This window comes from Pantoea sp. EKM20T, from assembly GCF_011800485.1.
GTDB classification, from domain to species: Bacteria; Pseudomonadota; Gammaproteobacteria; order Enterobacterales; family Enterobacteriaceae; genus Pantoea; species Pantoea agglomerans.
The window spans coordinates 131,044-153,274 of record NZ_JAALFW010000008.1; the positions used below are offsets into that span (position 1 = coordinate 131,044).

A 22,231-nucleotide genomic window follows, 5' to 3' on the forward strand; every position below is an offset into this window, starting at 1 on the left:
GGGCGATTAAATAGCGTAACGGAGAAATGTCATGTCTTTAGAACAAGTGGTTTACCGCGCCAAAGCCAAAGCAACCGGTGGTCGTGATGGTCGTGCAACCTCTTCTGACGGTGTACTGGACGTGAAACTGGGCGTGCCAAAAGAGATGGGCGGTGCAGGCGGCGAAGTGACTAACCCGGAGCAGCTGTTTGCTGCGGGCTATTCTGCCTGCTTCCTGGGCGCGATGAAGTTTGTGGCGGGCCGTGACAAGATCACCATGCCAAAAGACGCCTGGATCGAAGGTGAAGTGGGTATCGGCCCTATCCCTGATGGCTTTGGTATTGAAGCGACCCTGAACATTCATCTGCCAGAGATGGATGAAGCAGAAGCGCAGAAGCTGGTTGATGCGGCACACATCGTTTGTCCTTACTCAAACGCCACCCGCAACAACATCGATGTCACGCTGAACATTATTCGCTAAGCGTGCTGCGGGCCTGAAACTATCAGGCCCGCACTTTTTTTCCTCTGTCATTTTCACTCTCCTGCTGCTGTCTGCAACAGCCCACCCGGCCGTTCCTGTTCGATGTGTACAAAAAATGTGCTAATCAGGTCGACAACGATTATTTTCTGGTCTATCAAACGCGACCATGTTTTACTGAGCCACCTCGCGTTATAGCCTGTAAATCCGTTCAGAATTTTCCTTCATCTTGTCCGGTCCGCTTATTCAGCGAACTCTGCCGCGTTTCGGCAGTCACATAAAAGATTTGGTCAAGCGCTTCACACCGGAGAAACACCTTTTTTCATGAATTACATTAAAACCCTGACTCAGCAGAAGTTATCGCTCTTGCTGGCGCTCTATCTCGGTATCTTATTGAATTTGCCGATTTTCTATCGTCGTTTTGACGGTTTTCTCAGGCACTCTACGGTTACGAACTGGCTGACTGCCGTCACCGAGGTAGTGGCCATTGTGGTGCTGACTTTCTTCCTGATGCGTCTGCTATCGCTGGGAGGAAAGTGGTTTTATCGCGTGCTGGCCACGCTGATTGTTCTGATTTCGGTTGCCGCCGCCTATTACATGGCGTTTTTTAACGTGGTGATTGGCTACGGCATTGTGGCTTCGGTGATGACGACTGACACCGATCTCTCAAAAGAGGTGATTGGTTACCATTTCATCCTGTGGATGGTGCTGGTCAGCGCGCTGCCACTGCTGATGATCTGGCGCAATAAGCTGAGCATGACGCTGAATGAACAGCTGCGTACGCCGGGACAGCGCCTGAAACCTACCCTGATCATGCTGCTCTGCGTGGCACTGGTCTGGCTGCCGATTCGTTTTTTCGACAAGCTGCAGAAGCATAACGAAGAGATCACCAACATCGATCTGCCGAGTTACGGCGGTGTGGTGGCGCACTCTTATCTTCCTTCGAACTGGCTGGCGGCTGTGGGCCTGTTTGCCTGGACCCGTGTGGATGAGTCGCTGAACAGCCAGGAACTGCTGGATCCGGCGAAGAAGTTTACCTACGTCGCGCCTGCCGGGCTTGATGATACCTATGTGGTGTTTGTGATTGGCGAAACCACGCGCTGGGATCACATGGGGATGCTGGGCTATGAGCGTGACACTACGCCGAAGCTGTCGAAAGAGAAGAACCTGGTGGCATTCCGGGGCGAGTCCTGTGATACCGCGACCAAGCTGTCACTGCGCTGCATGTTCGTGCGCGAAGGCGGCACTATGGATAATCCGGGCCGCACGCTGAAAGAGCAGAATGTGTTTGCGGTGATGAAAGAGCTGGGCTTCACCTCTGAGCTGTTTGCGATGCAGAGCGAAGTCTGGTTCTACGACAACATCAATGCCAACAATTTTGCCTTCCGTGAGCAGATTGGTTCAGAGAAGCGTAATCAGGGCAAAGCGGTGGATGACATGCTGCTGGTGCCGGAGATGAAAGCGTCACTGGATCGTTTCCCGAAAGGTAAGCATCTGATTGTGTTGCATACCAAAGGTTCGCACTACCTCTATTCACAGCGTTATCCGCGCAGCTTCGCGAAATATCAGCCGGAGTGTATGGGCGTGGATGAGACCTGCAGCAAAGCGCAGTTGATCAACGCTTATGACAACTCGGTGCTGTATGTCGATAGCATGCTGGATAGCGTGCTGGATCAGCTGCGTGATAAGAAGGCGATTGTCTTCTATGCCGCCGACCATGGTGAGTCGATTAGCGAGAATATGCATCTGCACGGCACGCCGCGTGAGATGGCTCCGCCTGAGCAGTTCCGGGTGCCGATGATGGTCTGGGCGTCAGATAAGTATCTGGAAGACAGTCAGAACCGCAGCAACTTTGAGCGTCTGCAGGCGCAGCAGCGTGTGGGCCGGACCCATCGCCACGTTGAGCTGTTCGATACCATCCTGGGTTGTCTGGGTTACACCTCGCCAGATGGCGGTATTAACCCGGCCAACAACTGGTGTCAGGCACCGGGTAATGGTCAGGCTAAACCGCTGTAATAGTGGTCGAAAAGGGTAAAGCAGGCGGCTGATTCCCGGTAACCGCGTGCTTTCCAGGCGATTGGCGGCAAAAGCATAAAAAGCGGTTGACGCTGATCGGGGGTAGCAGTAACATGCGCCCCCATCGGCGAGTAGCGCAGCTTGGTAGCGCAACTGGTTTGGGACCAGTGGGTCGGAGGTTCGAATCCTCTCTCGCCGACCATATTTAAGAAACCTGTCTGAAAAGACAGGTTTTTTTTCGTCTGAAGAAAAGAGGATGAGAACCTCCGAAGGAGGTTTGAGCCGAGCGTAGCGAGACAACGTTGCTTCAGCAACGGCCCGAAGGGCGCTGCTCGCAGAGCAGAGTCATCCTCTCTCGCCGACCGTATTTAAGAAACCTGTCTGAAAAGACAGGTTTTTTTCGTCTGAAGGAAAGAGGATGAAAGGTACGGATTTACCGTTGAGCGGGCTTCAGGGAGCATACGTCTGGCAGACGCATCAGGTACTTACAGAAGCATCTCAGACAACTGACAGATCCAAACCCGAGTGACGCTGACAGCAATGAACAATCTCAAGGCGAAGGGAACACGGGCAGAGGAGGAAAGCGTCCCACGCCATGGACGGCGTGGGCCGAGCGTCCATGGATGGTTTAAGCGCCTTTCCGATCTGACCGTGTTCCCGAAGCAGTCTCGATCTGACCGCTAAGCATTCACATTAATACCGCTGAGCGTCCAGGGATGGTTTAAGCGCCTTTCCGATCTGCCCGTGTTCCCAAAGCAATCTCGATCTTAACGCCACTCCCGCTTGCCATCTTCGCTATCTTCCAGAAAGTTCCAGTAAACCCCATCCACCGCGCATTCTGTTTACCAGCCGTTGTTATCATCACTTACCCGCTGGCAGGCCTTGCCATATAAGAGATGCGATCATAATTCGCGACACATTCTTCTTATGACCGAAAGCGGCAACATGCTGATTTCTTATGCTTCTTTACCAGCATATTCCGCTGGATGAACGTCATAACGCACGGTGAATCGTTCAGTTATTCAACATTTGCCGGTAAAAGTTTTAAGTTTTTTAGCGGTGAGAATCACTAGCGATAGAACAACCATCCAGCACAATGCACGGAAATCAGACCAGCAGCGCTGTGCATTGTATGGCTTTTAGGCCGAAAGGGTTTTTATTACCGTTGCATGCTATCCCTCACACTCTGTGTAAATAAGTAACCGTTGTATTGACGTTCTTTGCAACTGTTGACAAATTGATGCGTCAATAAACGCGCAGTTACGGAATTTTCTGAATGCACCATCTGCATAAGAAAAAACAAAAAAAACGTAGCGTGCTTTAACCACCTGTTCGGTGGTACGCCTGAACCGCATAAAAAAATCAGAGGTCGGGCAATACACACAACATCACATCACAATGGAGCAAAAGCATGATCAACTCCCTGGCTAAATCCGGGATGCTGAAGGTCGGTCTGAGCCTGATTGCTATGACTGTCGCCGCCGGTGTTCAGGCAAAAACCCTGGTTTACTGTTCTGAAGGTTCTCCGGAAGGCTTTAACCCGCAGTTGTTCACCTCGGGCACCACCTACGATGCCAGCTCACGTCAGATCTACAACCGACTGGTTGAGTTCACTATTGGCACCACCGAACTGCACGCTGCGCTGGCAGAGAAGTGGGATGTCAGTGAAGACGGTAAAACTTACACCTTCCACCTGCGCAAAGGCGTGAAGTGGCAGACCACCAAAGATTTCAAACCGACGCGCGACTTCAATGCGGATGATGTGGTGTTCACCTTTGAACGCCAGCTGGATAAAAACAACGCCTATCACGGCGTATCCGGCGGCAGCTACGAATATTTCGAAGGCATGGACATGCCGAAGCTGATCAGCAAAATTGAAAAAGTGGACGAGAACACCGTGCGCTTTGTGCTGACGCGTCCTGAATCGCCGTTCCTTGCTGACCTTGGCATGGACTTCGCCTCGATTCTGTCGAAAGAGTACGCTGACAACATGCTGAAAGCGGGCACCCCGCAAAATGTCGACCTGAATCCGGTCGGTACCGGTCCGTTCCAGCTGCTGCAGTACCAGAAAGATTCGCGCATCCTTTACAAAGCTAACCCGGATTACTGGGGCACCAAGCCGAAAATCGATCGCTTAGTCTTCTCCATTACCCCGGATGCTTCAGTGCGTTACGCCAAGCTGCAGAAGGGCGAATGTCAGGTCATGCCCTATCCAAACCCGGCTGACATCGCGCGTATGAAGCAGGACAAAAACATCAACCTGTATGAGCAGGCTGGCCTGAACGTCGGCTATCTGTCGTACAACGTTGAGAAAAAACCGCTGGATAACCTGAAAGTGCGTCAGGCACTGACCATGGCGGTCAACAAAAAGGCGATTATCGAAGCCGTTTATCAGGGTGCAGGTCAGCCTGCTAAAAACCTGATCCCACCAACGATGTGGGGCTATAACGACGACGTAAAAGACTACGCCTATGATCCTGAGAAAGCCAAAGCGCTGCTGAAAGAAGCGGGCATGGCAGACGGCTTCTCAATCGACCTGTGGGCAATGCCGGTTCAGCGTCCTTACAACCCGAATGCGCGCCGCATGGCTGAGATGATCCAGAGCGACTGGGCGAAGATTGGCGTCAAAGCCAAAATCGTCACCTACGAGTGGGGCGAATATCTGAAGCGCGCCAAAGCAGGCGAGCACCAGACCGTCATGATGGGCTGGACCGGCGACAATGGGGATCCGGATAACTTCCTGGCCACCCTGTTCAGCTGTTCAGCGGCAAAAGATGGCTCTAACTACTCGCGCTGGTGTGATAAATCCTTTGAGGATCAGATTCAGCCAGCTCGCGCCACCGCCGATCAGGCGAAGCGCATCGAGTACTACAAGCAGGCACAGGTTGTGATGCATGACCAGGTACCGGCGCTGATGATCGCGCACTCAACGGTATACGAACCGGTCAGCAAGAAAGTCTCCGGGTACAAAGTCGATCCGCTGGGCGGACACTACTTTGCTCAGGTAGACATTAAAGAATAATTGTCGCCTTTTCCGGGGCGGCTGCGCGTCGCCCCGGCTTTATCTCCCTGTTTTACTGGAAACGGTAGAGGCGCAGCCTGTCTGCGTCGCGGTCGGGCCTACCCGATCGTCAGATGTAAGCAATAACTACCCTCGCGGCGACGGTCGCGCGGACAAGAGAGAACCCGGATTATGCTGCAGTTCATACTCCGACGTCTGGGCCTTGTCATCCCAACGTTTATCGGTATTACATTACTCACCTTCGCATTTGTTCACATGATCCCCGGCGATCCGGTACTCATCATGGCGGGCGAACGCGGTATTTCTCCTGAACGCCATGCACAGTTAATGGCGCTGTTAGGTCTGGATCAGCCGCTGTGGAAACAGTACCTGAACTACATTAACGGCGTATTACATGGTGACCTGGGCATTTCACTTAAGAGCCGCATCCCGGTCTGGGATGAGTTTGTTCCGCGCTTCAAAGCGACGCTGGAACTCGGCATCTGCGCCATGATATTTGCCGTGGCCATTGGTATCCCGGTTGGGGTCATGGCCGCCGTGAAGCGGGGGTCGATTTTCGATCACACCGCCGTGGGGATCTCACTGACCGGCTACTCCATGCCGATCTTCTGGTGGGGCATCATGCTGATCATGCTGGTCTCGGTACAGCTCAACCTGACGCCGGTTTCCGGGCGGGTCGGCGACACCGTCTTCCTGGATGACACCATGCCGCTGACCGGCTTTATGCTGATCGATACCTTCTTCTGGGGTGAGCCGGGCGACTTCCACGATGCGGTGATGCACATGATTCTGCCTGCCATCGTGCTCGGCACCATTCCGCTGGCGGTGATTGTGCGAATGACGCGATCGGCGATGCTCGAAGTGCTGGGTGAAGATTACATCCGTACGGCGCGCGCCAAAGGCCTGACGCGCATGCGCGTGATCGTAGTGCATGCGCTGCGAAACGCCATGCTGCCGGTGGTTACGGTGATCGGCCTGCAGGTCGGCACTTTGCTGGCCGGGGCGATTCTGACCGAAACCATCTTCTCGTGGCCGGGCCTGGGTCGCTGGCTGATTGAAGCGTTGCAGCGCCGTGACTATCCGGTAGTGCAGGGCGGGGTGCTGCTCACAGCAGTACTGATTATTGTGGTCAACCTGCTGGTTGATCTGCTGTATGGCGTGGTTAACCCGCGCATACGTCATAAGAAATAAGGGGGCATCATGTCTGTTGTTGATCCCGGCAGCGTTACCGTTGCACCCAAGCCGATGACCCCGTTTCAGGAATTCTGGCACTACTTTAAACGTAACAAGGGCGCCGTCGTGGGCCTGGTTTACATCATCATTGTATTGCTGTGCGCCATTTTTGCCGATGTGCTGGCCCCGCATGCCCCTGCTGAGCAGTTCCGCGATGCGCTGCTGCATCCGCCGGTCTGGCAGGAAGGCGGCAGCTGGAGCTACATTCTGGGCACCGACGATGTAGGCCGCGATGTGCTGTCGCGTCTGATGTACGGTGCGCGCCTGTCGCTGCTGGTGGGCTGTCTGGTGGTGGTGCTGTCACTGATTTTTGGCGTGATATTTGGCCTGCTGGCCGGTTATCTCGGCGGCGTGGTCGATGCCATCATCATGCGTGTGGTCGATATCATGCTGGCGCTGCCCAGTCTGCTGCTGGCGCTGGTGCTGGTCGCCATCTTTGGCCCTTCGATCGTTAACGCCTCCATCGCGCTGACCTTTGTGGCGCTGCCGCACTATATCCGTCTGACCCGCGCGGCGGTGCTGGTGGAAGTGAACCGCGACTATGTGACCGCCTCCGGCGTGGCCGGCGCCGGTATGCTGCGCCAGATGTTTGTGAATATTCTGCCTAACTGCCTTGCACCACTGATCGTGCAGGCTTCATTAGGTTTCTCCAACGCCATTCTCGATATGGCGGCGCTGGGCTTTCTCGGTATGGGTGCGCAACCGCCAACGCCGGAGTGGGGCACGATGCTCTCCGACGTCCTGCAGTATGCGCAAAGTGCCTGGTGGGTAGTGACCTTCCCTGGATTGGTCATTCTGCTTACCGTGCTGGCATTTAACCTGATGGGCGATGGTTTGCGTGATGCACTCGACCCGAAACTCAAGCAGTAAAGAGGCACCGAGATGGCGTTATTAAATGTAGACAAACTATCGGTGCATTTCGGCGACGATAAAGCACCGTTCCGCGCGGTTGACCGCATCAGTTATCAGGTTGAGCAGGGCCAGGTCGTGGGTATCGTGGGCGAGTCCGGCTCCGGTAAATCGGTGAGTTCCCTGGCGATCATGGGGCTGATCGATTTCCCCGGCAAAGTGATGGCTGAGAAGCTGGAGTTCAACCAGCGCGACCTGCAGAACATCTCCGAACGTGAGCGCCGCCAGCTGGTGGGTGCCGAAGTGGCGATGATTTTTCAGGACCCGATGACCAGCCTGAATCCCTGCTACACCGTAGGTTTCCAGATCATGGAAGCGATCAAGGTGCATCAGGGTGGCAATAAACGCACCCGGCGTCAGCGGGCGATCGACCTGCTGAATCAGGTCGGTATTCCCGATCCTGCGTCACGGCTCGATGTCTATCCGCACCAGCTGTCGGGCGGCATGAGCCAGCGTGTGATGATTGCCATGGCGATCGCCTGTCGGCCTAAGCTGTTAATCGCCGATGAGCCGACCACGGCGCTTGACGTGACCATTCAGGCGCAGATCATCGAACTGCTGCTGGAGTTGCAGCGGCAGGAGAACATGGCGCTGATCCTGATTACTCACGATCTGGCGTTAGTGGCAGAAGCGGCGCACCACATTATCGTGATGTATGCCGGTCAGGTGGTGGAAAGCGGTAAAGCGACCGATATCTTTAAGGCGCCGCGCCATCCTTATACGCAGGCGCTGCTGCGTGCGCTACCGGAGTTCGCGGCCGATAAAGCACGCCTGGCCTCGCTGCCTGGCGTGGTACCGGGCAAGTATGACCGCCCGATTGGCTGTCTGCTTAATCCACGCTGTCCCTATGCGACTGACCTTTGTCGTCAGGAAGAACCTGAACTGCGCACCATTCCAGGACGCCAGTCCAAGTGTCACTATCCGCTGGACGATGCCGGGAGACCAACTTATGAGTCATGAAACCACTAAAGATCAGTTCCTGCTGCAGGCGATTGATCTGAAGAAGCACTACCCGGTGAAGAAGGGGCTGTTTGGTCAGGAGCGTCTGGTCAAAGCGCTGGATGGCGTCTCTTTTAATCTGGAACGCGGCAAAACGCTGGCGGTGGTAGGCGAGTCAGGCTGTGGTAAATCCACGCTGGGCCGCCTGCTGACGATGATTGAAACCCCGACCGAAGGGCAGCTTTACTGGCACGGTCAGGATCTGCTGAAACATGATCCCCAGGCGCAGAAGCTGCGTCGCCAGAAAATCCAGATCGTGTTCCAGAACCCGTACGGCTCACTCAATCCGCGCAAAAAAGTAAGCCAGATTCTGGAAGAGCCGCTGGTGATTAATACCCAGCTGACCCGCGCGGAACGCCGCGAGAAGACGCTGGAGATGATGGCAAAAGTCGGCCTGAAAACCGAGCACTACGACCGCTACCCGCACATGTTCTCAGGCGGGCAGCGTCAGCGTATCGCCATCGCGCGTGGGCTGATGCTCGATCCGGACGTCCTGATTGCCGATGAGCCGGTTTCGGCGCTCGACGTGTCGGTGCGTGCCCAGGTGCTTAACCTGATGATGGATCTGCAGCAGGATATGGGGCTTTCTTATGTCTTTATCTCGCACGATCTGTCGGTGGTGGAACACATTGCCGATGAGGTGATGGTGATGTATCTCGGCCGGTGCGTTGAGAAGGGCAGCAAAGAGGCAATTTTTGCCAACCCGCGCCATCCTTATACTCAGGCTTTGCTGTCAGCGACGCCGCGGCTTAATCCAGACGACCGTCGTGAGCGCATTAAACTGACCGGCGAGCTGCCGAGCCCGCTCAATCCACCGCCGGGCTGCGCCTTTAATGCGCGCTGCCACCGACGTTTTGGCACCTGCGTGCAGTTGCAGCCGAAGCTGAAAAACTATGGCGGACAGGAGATTGCCTGCTTCGCGGTTGATCAGGATGAGAATCAACCGGTCGGCGTGGCAGAAAAGGTCAGCTGAGGATTGGCAGCGCATTCTGGTGTTTACAGACCGCACAAAATTGAAAGCGATGGGAGCACAGGCCTGTAGCAAAACTTTGCGCCCCCCGGACAAAAACGCCGGGAGCGTTTTTGAACAACGCAACGCGTTGGCCCGGCTACGGGCGCCCCTCAGGGATGAGGTGCGTAATCGCCCGCGCTGAGCCTGCCAGGGATGGCGTCTTTTGCGTCTTTGCGTAAGGCGTATGCCCTCTGAGCCTGTTCGCGATCTTAACTCCCCAGCCGAAGGCTCTTTTCTGGAGCCTTTTTTTATCTCAACTCAGCTGCAAGCCGCACTGCTGGCAGGTCAGCGAGCACTTTCTGGTTATTCCTCCTCTTTTTCCGTTATCAGTCTTAACCTGTTTTCCTTCTGGCGATATTTGCAGTGAAAAAAGATAAATAGCCTCAATCACTTATGGCAGAAATGCGATTGTTTTGCGCCTGCGGCAGCCTGAACGCTCTTTGAAACGCTGTTTACAGGAGTCAGCCTGGCAGTGCCAGAGGTTGTAAGAGCGGTATTTTCTGAAAAATTATTAAAACAGGGCTAATGAATTTAACTTAAGTATTACTTATTAATTATCAGCGGTAATGACTCAGCAAAGGCTTTTTTCCGCCACTATTGAATCTTTATGATTAAACAATTTGATTGAAATTGCTTTTTTTGTAATCAGGTTTTTCTGACTGATATTAAAGGGATGTGTTATATTCCAGGAAAATTCCCACCTTGTTGCAGGCCATGGCCAATGAAGAATAATTACGATGATTTGCAGCGTTTTAAAGAGAAAACGCAAACGCTCGACATCGACTTTAAAGATATGTCTGGCCAGACGCAGGAAGCGGCGGAACACAGTAAATGGGCATTGATTCGCCAGCTGGCGAAAGAAGAACATCAGACACCGTTTGGCGGCGGCGAGCGTATTGACCTGCCGCAACCTCAGCCGCTGCGTGGTGATGAGTTTACGGCTCCACCGCCTGGGGCACCGGCACGACATGCCGCACTCACTGCGCAACCGGCAATGGCAGCTCGCACCTCGATTCTCGATAGCCTGTCAGGCAGTAACCTGCCAGCAACCAGCACGACTGAACGCGGCCCTTCATCACTCTTTCCGCCACCGCCGCCACTGCAAAAAGTGGCCGTGGCTGAGCCTGCGACCCCGCTGCGTGCTGAGCCGGTCCGGCCTGCCACCGTGGCTGAGCTTCAGCCCGTCGTCGCACCTACCGCCACCCATTCTGAGCCAGGACGATTTGGTGCGCTGTTCCGCTCGCGCGAGATTAATCTGCCGAAAGAAACCTTACTCAAACCGTTACTGGAGAAGATTGCGCTATGCCATTAGTTTGTGTGTGCTCGCCGAAGGGGGGCGTGGGGAAAACCACGCTGGCGGCGAATCTGGCCTGGAGTCTGGCGCGTTCCGGTAGCAAAGTTCTGGCGATTGATTTTGATGTGCAGAATGCACTGCGTCTTCACTTTGGCGTGCCGCTTCATGATGGCCGCGGATTTGTGGCGCGCTCAGAAGAGCAGGCGGACTGGAGCCAGTCGATCCTCACCACCGGCGGCAATATCTTTGTGCTGCCCTATGGCGATGTCACGGAGCCGCAGCGCGAACGGTTCGAAGAGAACCTGATGAAAGATCCCCACTTTATTAAGCGCGGTCTGGATACGGTGCTCAATTATCCCGGTCTGGTGATCGTGGCTGATTTCCCGCCGGGCCCGGGCCCCGCCCTTAAAGCAATGACGACGCTGGCCGATATGCATTTAGTGGTGATGTTAGCCGATACCGCATCAGTATCGTTATTACCGCAGATTGAAGAGAACCGGATGATCGGTAAGCCGCTCAATAATAAGCAGGGTCACTATTTTATCCTTAACCAGTGTGACAACCGCCGGAATATCAATCGCGATGTCACCGCGTTTATGCAGCAGCGCCTGGGCGATAATTTACTGGGCGTGGTTCACCGCGATGAAAGTGTGGGTGAAGCCAATGCTTCGCAGCAGTCTGTTTACGATTTCAGTCCCGCCTCCGCAGCGGCATTTGATATTGAACTGATCGCGAAAAGGGTCAGCAGCATTCTGAATATCACCGTGGGTAATGGCGAAGTTCAGGCTCCCATCCGCACAAACCACTTTTAGTCGGCTTCCGCCAGGCGACTGACTTACATAGCTCTTCTCAGGGTGAATCATGAGTAAAATCGGGTTTTACCTGCTGCTGCTGGTGCTTGCACCCGTTGCGGCGGTGATCATCATTACGCCAATGGACAGCCAGAAACAGTATATTTTTGGTCTGATCAGCATCGGCATGATGTTTTTATTGGGTTTCAGCAAGAGCCGCAAAATAACGGTGGTGATGGTGGTTCTCTCTGCGCTGATGTCCAGCCGCTATATCTGGTGGCGGACCACCGAGACGCTGCACTTTAATTCCGAAGTTGAAGCTATCTTAGGCATTGGCTTATATCTGGCGGAGCTGTACGTCTGGCTGATCTTAATTCTTGGCTTCCTGCAAACCACCTGGCCATTAAAACGCACGATTGAACCCTTACCGGACGACACCAGCCTGTGGCCGACGGTCGATATTTATGTGCCTTCCTACAATGAAAGTCTTGATGTGGTGCGCGACACCGTACTCGCGGCGCAGTGTATCGACTACCCGCGTGACAAAATCAGGGTCTATCTGCTGGATGATGGCAAGCGCAGCGAGTTTGCCCGCTTTGCGGCGGATGTCGGCGTGGGTTATATCACCCGTGACGACAATAAACATGCCAAAGCCGGGAACCTCAACCATGCGATGAAAATCACCAAAGGTGAGCTGATTTGCATCTTCGACTGCGACCACGTGGCGACGCGCACCTTCCTGCAGGCGACGGTCGGACCGTTCCTGAAAGATCCGAAGCTGGCGCTGCTACAGACGCCGCACTACTTCTATTCTCCCGATCCCTTTGAGCGTAACCTGCGCGCCGCACGCAGCATTCCAAACGAAGGCTCGCTGTTTTATGGCCCGGTGCAGCAGGGTAATGATAACTGGAATGCCACTTTCTTCTGTGGCTCCTGTGCGGTGATCCGTCGTTCAGCGCTGGAAGAGATTGGCGGTTTTGCCGTTGAAACCGTGACCGAAGATGCACACACCGCCCTGAAAATGCAGCGACTGGGCTGGGGCTCAGCCTTTTTGTCGATCCCGCTGGCTGCCGGTCTGGCAACAGAACGTCTGGGCCTGCATATCATTCAGCGTACCCGTTGGGCGCGTGGCATGACACAGATTTTCCGCGTCGATAACCCGCTGTTTGGCCGTGGCCTGAAGTGGCAGCAGCGTCTTTGCTATCTCAACGCCATGCTGCATTTCCAGTTTGGCCTGCCACGCGTTGCCTTCCTGACCGCACCGCTGGCTTACCTGCTGTTTAACCTGAATATTATTCACTCATCGGCCTCGCTGATCTTTGCCTATGTGCTGCCCCATCTGGTGATGTCGCTCTACGTTAACTCACGAATGAATGGCCGTTTCCGTTACACCTTCTGGGGTGAAATTTATGAGACGGTGATGTGCTTCCATCTGGTGATCCCGACCATTCTGACCCTGTTGTCGCCAAAACATGGCAAGTTTAACGTGACCGATAAAGGCGGCGTGCTGGATCAGGGCTTCTTCGATTTCCACATCGTGCGTCCGCATGTGATTGTGGCGCTGCTGCTGGGCATTGGCATTGTAGCCGGCGTGGTGCGCGCCGTGATGCATGACTATTTTGGCGTCGATCCTTACGTTATCGCGCTCAACGTCGGCTGGGCGATCTTCAGCCTGATCATTCTGATGGCGGCAATTGCCGTGGCGCGCGAAACCAAGCAGGTGCGTAAAACCATCCGTGTTGAAGTGCAAATCCCGGCGATTATTCATTACGCCAGCGGCATTTCATCGCGCACCCAGACCAGCAACCTTTCGATGGGCGGCGCGCAGCTTGATGCACCCGATGGACGTCATGAAACTGATGAGATTGAAGAGATTGATCTGCTGCTGAAATCCGGCGCGATCACTATCCCGGTCAGTCAGATTTCCGGCGATGATGAGAGCATCCGTCTGCGCTTTGAGGCGATGCCGCTGGCGCGTCGTCGCGAACTGGTCCGTGTGGTGCTGGCTCGTGCTGATGCCTGGATTCAGCCGGAGTATAAGCAGGACAACCCGCTGATTTCGCTGGGCACTATTATCCGTACCGTCTTTGAGCTGTTCTGGCTGACCTGGAAAGGCCGCCACGATAAACGTAAAAATGTCGACCCGGTTGCCGCGGCGGCGAAAGAGGATGGGGCGGCATGAAGATCCTGACGCAAACTTTGCTGGTCAGTTCACTGACCGCAGCGTTATGGCTGACGCCCGCTGGCGCGGAAACGCCGGTTGTTACTGATAACAGCAGTGCTGCGCCGGTAAACAGTTCAGCTCCGACGCCGTCTGATGCTGCTTCCACCGCGCAGCCTGCCAGTGCGCCGGTAAACAGTCCGGCTCCGACGCCGCCTGATGCTGCTTCCGCCACGCAGCCTGCCGATGCCACCGTCATTGCACCCGCGACAAATCTGGATCCGGTCAGCGATGCGGCATCTGTGGCACCCATGAATAATGGTTCCACCCAGACGGCAGGTTCAGACCAGGTAGCCGCCCCGATCAGCGGTGGAGAGTCTGCAATGCCGTCAGTGTCACCAGCGGCAAATGCGCCATCTGCGACACCGTCCGCAGAATCTGCACCGGCATCGGCGCCACAGAGTGCATCACCCAATGCCATGGCACCCCCGGTGAACGCCTCTTACGCCCCAGGTAGCGAGGCGACATCACAAACTCAGCCATCTTCAGTGACCGGTGACGCGACCTCAACGCCTCAGACAGCGTCATCGACCGGTGAGGCGGCGGCTTCTGCCCAGACCACCGCGCCGATGGCCGCCACCGGCGCGGTAACCCAGGACAGCAGCGCGCTGTCCGCGGTGCCCCTGCCGCAGGGCCTGAGCAGTGCCGATCCCGCGCTGGAAGCAGCCGCCAGTGCGCTGCCCTACGCGCCAGGTCAGGTAGCTGCACCGGTTGCAGAAGCGCAGCCGCCGATCGCGGCTGCCATCAATCAGCCGATCAGTAGTGTTATTTCAGTGGCCCAGATGGGCCAGTCGCGCGGCATCACGCTGACCGGCGGTCAGCTTCAGTCGGGCATCACCTTTACCCTGCCCGGCGATGAAGTCATCACCAATGCGCGACTTAATCTGACGCTGCGCGTCTCAGCTGCGCTGGCGGCACGCAATACGTCGCTGCAACTGATGCTGAATGGTCAGCCGCTCGGCACGCTGCCGCTGGGTGCGACGGACAGCGATGTCAGCGACTATGAGCTGGATATTCCGGCGGCGATGGTGGTGTCGGCGAACAATCTGAGTTTTAAAATCAATGATGCGGACAAGTTGCTGTGTGAAAGAGAGAGCGCACAGCAGTATCAGGTCACCATTCTGCCGAACACATCGCTGCACCTTGAGGGTCAGAAGCTCAATATCGGCACCAGCCTGCGTAATTTCCCGCGCCCCTTCCTGGATCCTCAGCGGATGACGGCGTCCACCGTGACGGTGGGCTTTGCCAGTCATGTTTCAGCCGATGCTGTCAGCGCGGCGGCACTGGTGACATCCTGGCTCGGCATTCAGAGTGATTATCGCGGCATCCGTTTCCCGGTGGTGCGCGGCGAACTGCCGGAACACAACGGCATCCTGTTTGGTCATCCTGGTGACCGGATCGGCACCCTGACTTTCCCGGCCAGTAACGGTCCGATGTTGCAGGTGGTGGATAATCCCAATAATCCGGTTTACAAATTGCTGCTGGTCAGTGGCAACAATGAGGACCAGTTGCGTCAGGCGGCGAACCGTCTGACGACGCAGCCACTGACGACGGATGAGAGTCATCTGCAGGTCCCCGCACAGACTATTGCAAACCGCAAACCTTACGATGCCCCGCGCTGGATTAACACTGACCGTCCGGTACGACTGAGCGAACTGCTGCGTAAAGATCAGAGTCTGACCAGTAGCGGCATCTGGCATGATGCGCTGCGTGTTAACTTCCGCGCCGCGCCTGATTTGTTCCTGTGGGATGGCGACACAGTGCCGGTCAATCTGCACTATCGCTTCCCGTCCGAAAGCTGGATCGATGAGGATAATTCCTTCCTTAACGTCATGCTCAACGGCACTTTCCTGCGCAATCTGACGGTGAACAAAGTCGGCCTGCTGGAGAACGCCTGGCACCGTCTGGGCGGTGATGCGCGTCAGGAGCAGTATCAGCTTAATCTCGAACCCTACCTGATCTATGGCGATAACCAGCTGGCGCTTTACTTCAATATCAAACCGCGGGCTGATGCGCCCTGCGGTGTGTTACTGAACAACAACATCAAGAGCCGGATTGAAGAGGATTCATGGATCGATCTGAGCCATACCCGTCACTTCAGCATGCTGCCGAACCTCTCTTACTTTGTGGGTGCCTCTTTCCCGTTCTCACGTCTGGCCGATTTCAGCCAGACCACGCTGCTGCTGCCGGAAACGCCCAGCGATGCTGAACTGTCAACGCTGCTGGATCTGGCGGCGCGGGCTGGTAAAGCCACCGGTCTGGCGCTGACACAGAATCAGGTACTGTTTGGCCTGCCGACTGGCGGAACCCATCTGGCGCGCATACAGCAGAGCGATCTGCTGGCGGTGAGCACCACCGGCAACAGCGCCTTTAATCAGGCGATGCTGGCGGCTTCCCCTTATGACGCCACCAGCAGCACTTTTGGGGTGAAAGAGCCTGACACGCTGGAAAAATTACGCGGCTGGCTGACCGGTGACTGGAGCCGTCAGCAGCTGGATGCCGATCGTTACTTCTCCTCCAACGAAGCGTGGCGAGGCTTCCTCAGCTACCGATCGCCATGGAACCGCGATCGGCTGGTGGTGATGACGGTGGCAACCAGCGACGATCAGCTGTTGCGACTGCATAACGATTTGAGTTCAGCGCAGATTAACGCCGGCATTCGTGGCGATACCGCGATTATTACCGATGAAAACGGCATTCGCAGTTTCCGCGTCGGCGCGCAGTTTCCCAGCGGTGAGTTGCCCTGGTACATGATGGTGGTGTGGTATGCCAACCAGCACTCGGTGCTGCTGGCGGTGGCGGCGATGCTGCTCTCCGCGCTGGTGGGCAGTGCGGCCTGGGTGATGCTGAAGCGTCACGCCTGGCGACGTCTGAACCCAAAGCAGGACCGTGATTCCGGCAGGAAGTAAGGATAATAATAATGAAAAAAAATCTGTTAAGTGCCGGTATCCGTAAGGCGTTGCTGCTGGGCAGTGCGCTGGCCCTGTCACAGCCGCTGCTGGCGGCGGAAAGCGCCAATCCGGCGTTGCAGGCGCTGTTCGATCAGGCCTCTTACTGGCATCAGAAAGCGCATGACGACCTGGCGACAGCCTCACTGCAAAAGGTGCTAATGGTTGAACCCAACAACACTCAGGCGCTCTACCTGCTGGCGCTCTATTCACAGCAGGGTGGCGACACTGCGGCGGCGGCGCAGTATCGCGCCCGTCTGAGTCAGGTCTCCCCCAACGATCCGCATCTTGGCGAGCTGGATAACGCGCGCCAGATGCAGACCATTCCGCAGGCGCAGCTTGCGCTGGCGCGTCAGCAGGCGCGCAGCGGCAATATTCCGGCGGCGTTACAGACCTGGCGCAACACCTTCAGCGGCAATGCGCCACCACCCAGCGTCGCGGCAGAATATTATCTCACTATGGCGGGCGACCGTACGCTGCTGCCGCAGGCGGTTGAGGCACTGCGCCAGTTTGCGGCTCAGCATCCGCAGGACACCGGCGCACGGCTGGCGCTGGGTAAAGCGCTGACCTATCAGGAAACAACCCGTCGCGAAGGCATTGAGGTGCTGAGTTCGCTGGCGAGCGGTAATCAGGATGCCGATCGATCGCTGCGTCAGGCGCTGCTGTGGCTCGGTCCGCAGCCGTCAGATGCGGCGCTCTATCAGACCTGGCAGCAACGTCATCCGCAGGACTCCGCCGTCATCGACTACTACCGTAAAAACGTCGGCGGCGCAGAAAAAGGGGCCGGATTCAGCGCGCTCAACAGCGGTGACGTCGGCGGTGCGCAGTCCAGCTTTGAAAAAGTACTGGGCGCCAATCCGCAGGATGCCGATGCGTTAGCGGGCATGGGCTATGTGGCCCAGCGAGCCGGACGTTATCAGGAAGCGGCGGATTATCTGCAGCGGTCTGCTCAGCTCGGCGGCGATCAGGGTTCATCGCGTCAGCAGCAGGCTGACGATGCGCGTTTTTATGCACAGCTGGCCAGCGCCCAGCAGGCACTGAAAAGCGGAGACACGGCGCAGGCGCTGACATTAAGCGAACCGCTGGTGCAGGCTGACGGCGAAAAAGGGCTGGCCGCCAGACTGTTCCGCGCCGACGTGCTGCGCCGCACCAATCAGCCACAGCAGGCGGAGCAACTCTATCGCACTATTCTGCAAAGCGATGCGGATAACCGCAGCGCCAAAGAGGGGCTGTTCTACGTTCTGCGTCAGCAGAATCGGGGTGCCGAAGCCAGTACGCTGCTGGGTGCATTGCCGGACAGCGTTCGCCAGAGCGTCACGCCACGGGCCAATGAAGCCGATGCGCTGCGTCAGCAGGCGAAGCGTCAACTGGCGGCCGGTAACAATGCCGCTGCCATCGCGACGCTGCAGCAGGGTATTCAGCGCTATCCTACGGATGGCTGGCTGCGGCTTGATTTAGCCCGGCTCTATCGTCAGCAGGGCGACACGCTGCTGGCGGCTAACGTGATGCAGCCGGTGATGCGCAACGGGGCCAGCACCAGCGAACTGTATGCCGGTGCGCTTAACGCCAGCGAAAGCGGCGGCTGGCAGCAGGCCAGCACGTTGCTGTCGCGTATTCCCGCTAACGCGAAGACGGCGGCGATGCGTGAACTGGCGCAGCGGGTTAATTTCAATCTGCAGATGAGCACGGCAGACCAGTATCTGGCGCAGGGCGCGACGGCTGCCGCCGCCAATACCCTGAAGGCGCTCACGGTTAATCCACCCACCAACCCGGTTGATGCCGGAAACCTGGCGCAGAAGCTGGCGCAGGCGGGCGATCTCACCAGCGCCGTTTCGGTGGTGCGGACTAACCTGCAGCGTGGCGTGCAGGGCAATGCGGGCGATTATGCCGCGCAGATGACGGTACTGAATCAGGCGGGCCTCGGTAGTGAGGCGCAGCGCTTCCTCAGCAACCCGGAACTGCAGGCGCGCAGTACGCCGACGCAGCTGGCTGGTATTCGCAATGGCTATCTGATTAACGAAGTGGATCGTCTGCGGCAGCAGCGTCAGTACGCGGTGGCGTATGACAAGCTGATTGGTGCACTGCAGCAGGATCCGCAGAACCGCGATCTGATGTTCGCGATGGCCCGTCTCTACCAGGACGGCAAGATGAACCGGGATGCGGGCGTGGTCTATGACTACCTGATGACCCAGGATACGCCGACGCAGGATGCGCGCGTCGGGGCCATCAACGTCGCGCTGGCGCAGAACAATGTGCAGCGCGCTAATGAGCTGAGTCGCGGCCTTAACAGTACGACTCAGACACCAGATCGTCTGCTGCTGCTGGCGCGGGTGGCGGAAGCCAATGGCGAGCATTCTCAGGCGATGGCTTATCTGCGTTCAGCGCGCGGTCAGCTGATTGGCCTGCAGGGCGCGCAGCCTGGCAGCGTGCCGACCGTGGGCGGACTGGCGCTGGCGGATAATCCGTTTATCAACCGTGATACTTCGCCGGTGGGACGTTCACCATCCAGCTACGGCACCGTGCTGCCGTGGCAGGCGGCACCGGCGGGCGTTGCCGCTGGCGTGAAGACGCAGGGTGAACCGGCCGCGGGCAGCGAAACTGTTTCCCGGCAGTCACAGATTCTGCACGACGTCGACACCATGATGGATTCGCTGCAGGAAAAAACCGGCAGCTGGAGTCAGGGCATGGTGCAGGTGCGCGGGCGTGATGGCGAGTCGGGCCTGAGCAAGCTGACGGAAGCCAAAGCGCCGCTGACCTTCTCTACCGTGCCGTTTGAAACGGCGCGCCTCGACTTTACCGCCACGCCGGTCTCACTTACGGCGGGTAGTGGCGCAGCCGATGCCTGGCGCCGTTTTGGCACTAATGCGCTGAGTCAGGGCAGAGTGGTCGCCGCAGGCGGTGCGACGGTGAATGACCTGCCGAACGCCACCACCGATTCGCAAACCGCCTCGGGCGTGGAGCTAAATCTGGCGCTGAAGGGCGACAGCTATAAAGTGGATATCGGCAGTACGCCGCTGGGCCAGGATCTCAGTACTCTGGTCGGGGGCGTACAGTGGTCACCGAAACTCACCGACTTCCTGACGCTGATCCTGACCGGTGAACGCCGCGCGATTACCGACAGCCTGCTCTCTTACGTCGGCGCAGAAGATAAAGCCAGCGGCAAACGCTGGGGACGCGTCACCAAAAACGGCGCTAACGCCCTGTTAAGCTACGACAATGGCGATGCCGGCTTCTATGCTGGTGCGGGCGCGTACAGCTATCTCGGCGAGAATGTCGCCAGCAACAACAACCTGCAGGCAACAGCCGGCGCCTACGTCCGTCCGTTCCACACTGAGGATCGCGAGCTGAAAGTGGGCATGAGCCTGTCGTGGATGGACTTCTCAAAGAACCTCAGCTACTTCAGCTACGGTCAGGGCGGCTACTTCAGCCCGCAGAACTATGCGTCGGTCTCGTTCCCGATAGAGTTCTCACGCAAGTTTGACGATCTGAAAGTGAATATTGGCGGTGCAGCCGGTTATCAGACCTACAGTCAGGATAAGAGCGCGTACTTCCCGGCGGATGCCAGCCTGCAGTCAGAGCTGGAATCCCTTGCCGCCAGCGGCAGCGTGAAAGACGCTTACTACTCCGGCGGCAGTAAAAACGGCATCGGCTACAACCTGCACGCCGGGGCGGACTACAAACTCAATAAAGATGTGACGATTGGCGGCCAGCTGGGTTATGACACCTTTGGTGACTACAACGAAAGCAGCGCGCAGCTCTATGTCCGTTACCTGTTCGGAGAGAAGTAATGAGTGAGCATTCGGGGGTATCGCATCCGTATCAGCCGGGCTGGTTTGACCTGGTCAGCGTGCTGATTGACGGGATGATCGCCAACGCCGGTCATCAGGAGGCGGAAGCCTTTCTCTATAAGATGGGGGAATCACTGGCGACCCGCTATCCTTTGCCAGAGTCGCGTACCGTGCAGGATCTGGAGCGCGAGTGCAATCTGCAACTGGCGCGTTTTAACTGGGGCTTTGTGCAGCTTCAGCCGGAAGAGAAGGCGCTGCTGATTGCGTATCACGCCTTACCGGCAGGCGACAACATCCACTCTCCGGCTGACTGGCAGGCGGCGTTTGGTGCGGTGATGGCCGGACTTTTTTCGGGCTGGTTGCAGGGCCAGGGCGGCAGCAGCATTGTGCCGGTTACGCTTGAACTCAACGATGGCAGCACGCTGCACTATCGATATCAATAGGATCGGAAATGAAACGTAATCCACTCTGGCGGGTCTGGCTCTGCTCTGTTTTACTGCTGGCCTGCAGCGCGCAGGCGAGTGCCAGCGGCTGGGAGACTTTTAAAAGTCGCTTTGTGACCTCAGAAGGGCGGATCACTGACACCGCCAATAACAACGTCAGTCATACCGAAGGCCAGGGTTATGGCATGTTGCTGGCGGTGGCCAACGACGATCGCGCCACCTTTGATCGGTTGTGGCAGTGGACGCGCAGCCAGCTGCGTAATCCGCAGACCGGGCTTTTTTACTGGCGCTACGTGCCGGGCAGTGACAACCCGGTCGCCGACAAGAATAACGCCGCGGATGGCGATGTGTTGCTGGCCTGGGCACTACAGCGTGCTGCACAGAAATGGCAGGTGGAGAGCTACCAGCAGGAATCTGACCGTATTCAGCGCGCCATTATCAGGCTGGATGTCACGAGCTTTGGCGGCCACACCGTGATGTTGCCGGGTGCGCAGGGCTTTAACAAAGTCAGTTATGTGGTGCTCAATCCCTCTTACTTCCTGTTTCAGGCATGGCGCGAGTTTGGTGAACACAGCCATCTTCAGGTCTGGGATAAGCTGATTAACGATGGCTTTGATCTGCTGGGTAAGCTGAGCTTTGGCAAAACCGGGCTGCCAATGGACTGGGTCGCACTGAATGCCGACGGTTCGGTTGCCCCGGCCGTCGGCTACTCGAACCGCTTCAGTTACGACGCGATTCGCGTGCCGCTGAACATCTGGTGGTATGACCCGCACAGTCTGGCACTGGTGCCGTTTCAGCGCGTCTGGCAGGGTTACAGCCGCATGCTGACACCCGCCTGGTTCGACGTGCTGGCGAATGCCCCAGCACCTTACCATCTTGAGGGCGGGCTGCTGGCGGTACGTGACCTGACGCTGAATGAAACCGGCTATCTGAGCGATAAGCTGGCTGCGGATCAGAACTACTTTTCTGCCAGTCTGCAGTTGCTGACCTGGCAGGCGTTTCAGGAGAAGCGCTGATAACTGGCAGAATGGCGGCACTGGCCGCTATTCTGCCATCGACAGCCACGCGCTCAACAGAGAGCAGGCGCCGCGCCTGACC

The 22,231-nt window shown here is 56.8% G+C and carries 14 protein-coding genes, 1 tRNA gene and 1 other RNA gene; all 16 read left to right on the forward strand.

Going from position 1 to position 22,231, the window contains the following annotated elements; genetic code table 11:
- Positions 1-31 precede the first annotated feature (31 nt).
- The 16 genes from HFD94_RS15215 (at position 32) to HFD94_RS15290 (ending at position 22,149) form a co-directional block, all read left to right on the forward strand.
- Complete coding sequence (locus HFD94_RS15215; protein ID WP_010257431.1) at positions 32-460, forward strand: organic hydroperoxide resistance protein; 429 nt, start codon at positions 32-34, stop codon at positions 458-460.
- Between the two features lie 321 nt (positions 461-781).
- On the forward strand, positions 782-2,473 hold the full coding sequence (gene eptB / locus HFD94_RS15220) for a kdo(2)-lipid A phosphoethanolamine 7''-transferase (protein ID WP_010257429.1): 1,692 nt from the start codon (positions 782-784) through the stop codon (positions 2,471-2,473).
- Positions 2,474-2,598: 125 nt separating this feature from the next.
- A tRNA-Pro gene (locus tag HFD94_RS15225) sits at positions 2,599-2,675 on the forward strand.
- Positions 2,676-2,708: 33 nt separating this feature from the next.
- Positions 2,709-2,838, forward strand: a non-coding RNA gene (locus HFD94_RS15230) — RtT sRNA.
- 1,046 nt (positions 2,839-3,884) lie between these two features.
- Positions 3,885-5,495, forward strand: coding sequence for a dipeptide ABC transporter periplasmic-binding protein DppA (dppA, locus tag HFD94_RS15235; RefSeq protein WP_010671642.1), 1,611 nt, complete (start codon positions 3,885-3,887; stop codon positions 5,493-5,495).
- Between the two features lie 171 nt (positions 5,496-5,666).
- A complete protein-coding gene (gene dppB / locus HFD94_RS15240) occupies positions 5,667-6,686 on the forward strand; it encodes a dipeptide ABC transporter permease DppB (protein ID WP_010257427.1) in 1,020 nt (339 codons plus the stop codon).
- Between the two features lie 9 nt (positions 6,687-6,695).
- Positions 6,696-7,598 (forward strand): dipeptide ABC transporter permease DppC, encoded by a 903-nt coding sequence (gene dppC / locus HFD94_RS15245; RefSeq protein WP_010671643.1) that lies wholly within the window; start codon positions 6,696-6,698, stop codon positions 7,596-7,598.
- A gap of 12 nt (positions 7,599-7,610) precedes the next feature.
- Entirely contained in the window at positions 7,611-8,597 is a 987-nt protein-coding gene (gene dppD / locus HFD94_RS15250) for a dipeptide ABC transporter ATP-binding protein (RefSeq protein WP_010257423.1), read from the forward strand.
- Complete coding sequence (gene dppF, locus HFD94_RS15255) at positions 8,587-9,609, forward strand: dipeptide ABC transporter ATP-binding subunit DppF (RefSeq protein WP_010671644.1); 1,023 nt, start codon at positions 8,587-8,589, stop codon at positions 9,607-9,609. The genes dppD and dppF overlap by 11 nt, the downstream gene beginning before the upstream one ends.
- Positions 9,610-10,369: 760 nt before the next feature.
- On the forward strand, positions 10,370-10,960 hold the full coding sequence (gene bcsO, locus HFD94_RS15260) for a cellulose biosynthesis protein BcsO (protein WP_060681435.1): 591 nt from the start codon (positions 10,370-10,372) through the stop codon (positions 10,958-10,960).
- Complete coding sequence (gene bcsQ / locus HFD94_RS15265) at positions 10,951-11,754, forward strand: cellulose biosynthesis protein BcsQ (RefSeq protein ID WP_022624838.1); 804 nt, start codon at positions 10,951-10,953, stop codon at positions 11,752-11,754. The genes bcsO and bcsQ overlap by 10 nt, the downstream gene beginning before the upstream one ends.
- 49 nt (positions 11,755-11,803) lie before the next feature.
- Positions 11,804-13,915 (forward strand): UDP-forming cellulose synthase catalytic subunit, encoded by a 2,112-nt coding sequence (gene bcsA, locus HFD94_RS15270; RefSeq protein WP_010671648.1) that lies wholly within the window; start codon positions 11,804-11,806, stop codon positions 13,913-13,915.
- The gene (bcsB, locus tag HFD94_RS15275; RefSeq protein WP_167433266.1) at positions 13,912-16,863 is read left to right on the forward strand and encodes a cellulose biosynthesis cyclic di-GMP-binding regulatory protein BcsB; all 2,952 of its coding nucleotides are present in this window, start codon (positions 13,912-13,914) and stop codon (positions 16,861-16,863) included. The genes bcsA and bcsB overlap by 4 nt, the downstream gene beginning before the upstream one ends.
- Before the next feature lie 11 nt (positions 16,864-16,874).
- Positions 16,875-20,690 (forward strand): cellulose biosynthesis protein BcsC, encoded by a 3,816-nt coding sequence (locus HFD94_RS15280; protein WP_167433267.1) that lies wholly within the window; start codon positions 16,875-16,877, stop codon positions 20,688-20,690.
- A complete protein-coding gene (gene bcsD, locus HFD94_RS15285; RefSeq protein ID WP_022624841.1) occupies positions 20,690-21,133 on the forward strand; it encodes a cellulose biosynthesis protein BcsD in 444 nt (147 codons plus the stop codon). Before HFD94_RS15280 ends, bcsD begins: the two co-directional genes overlap by 1 nt.
- An 8-nt stretch (positions 21,134-21,141) precedes the next feature.
- Positions 21,142-22,149: a glycosyl hydrolase family 8 gene (locus tag HFD94_RS15290; RefSeq protein ID WP_010671652.1), complete on the forward strand. Its 1,008-nt coding sequence runs from the start codon at positions 21,142-21,144 to the stop codon at positions 22,147-22,149.
- The last annotated feature ends 82 nt before the right edge of the window (positions 22,150-22,231 follow it).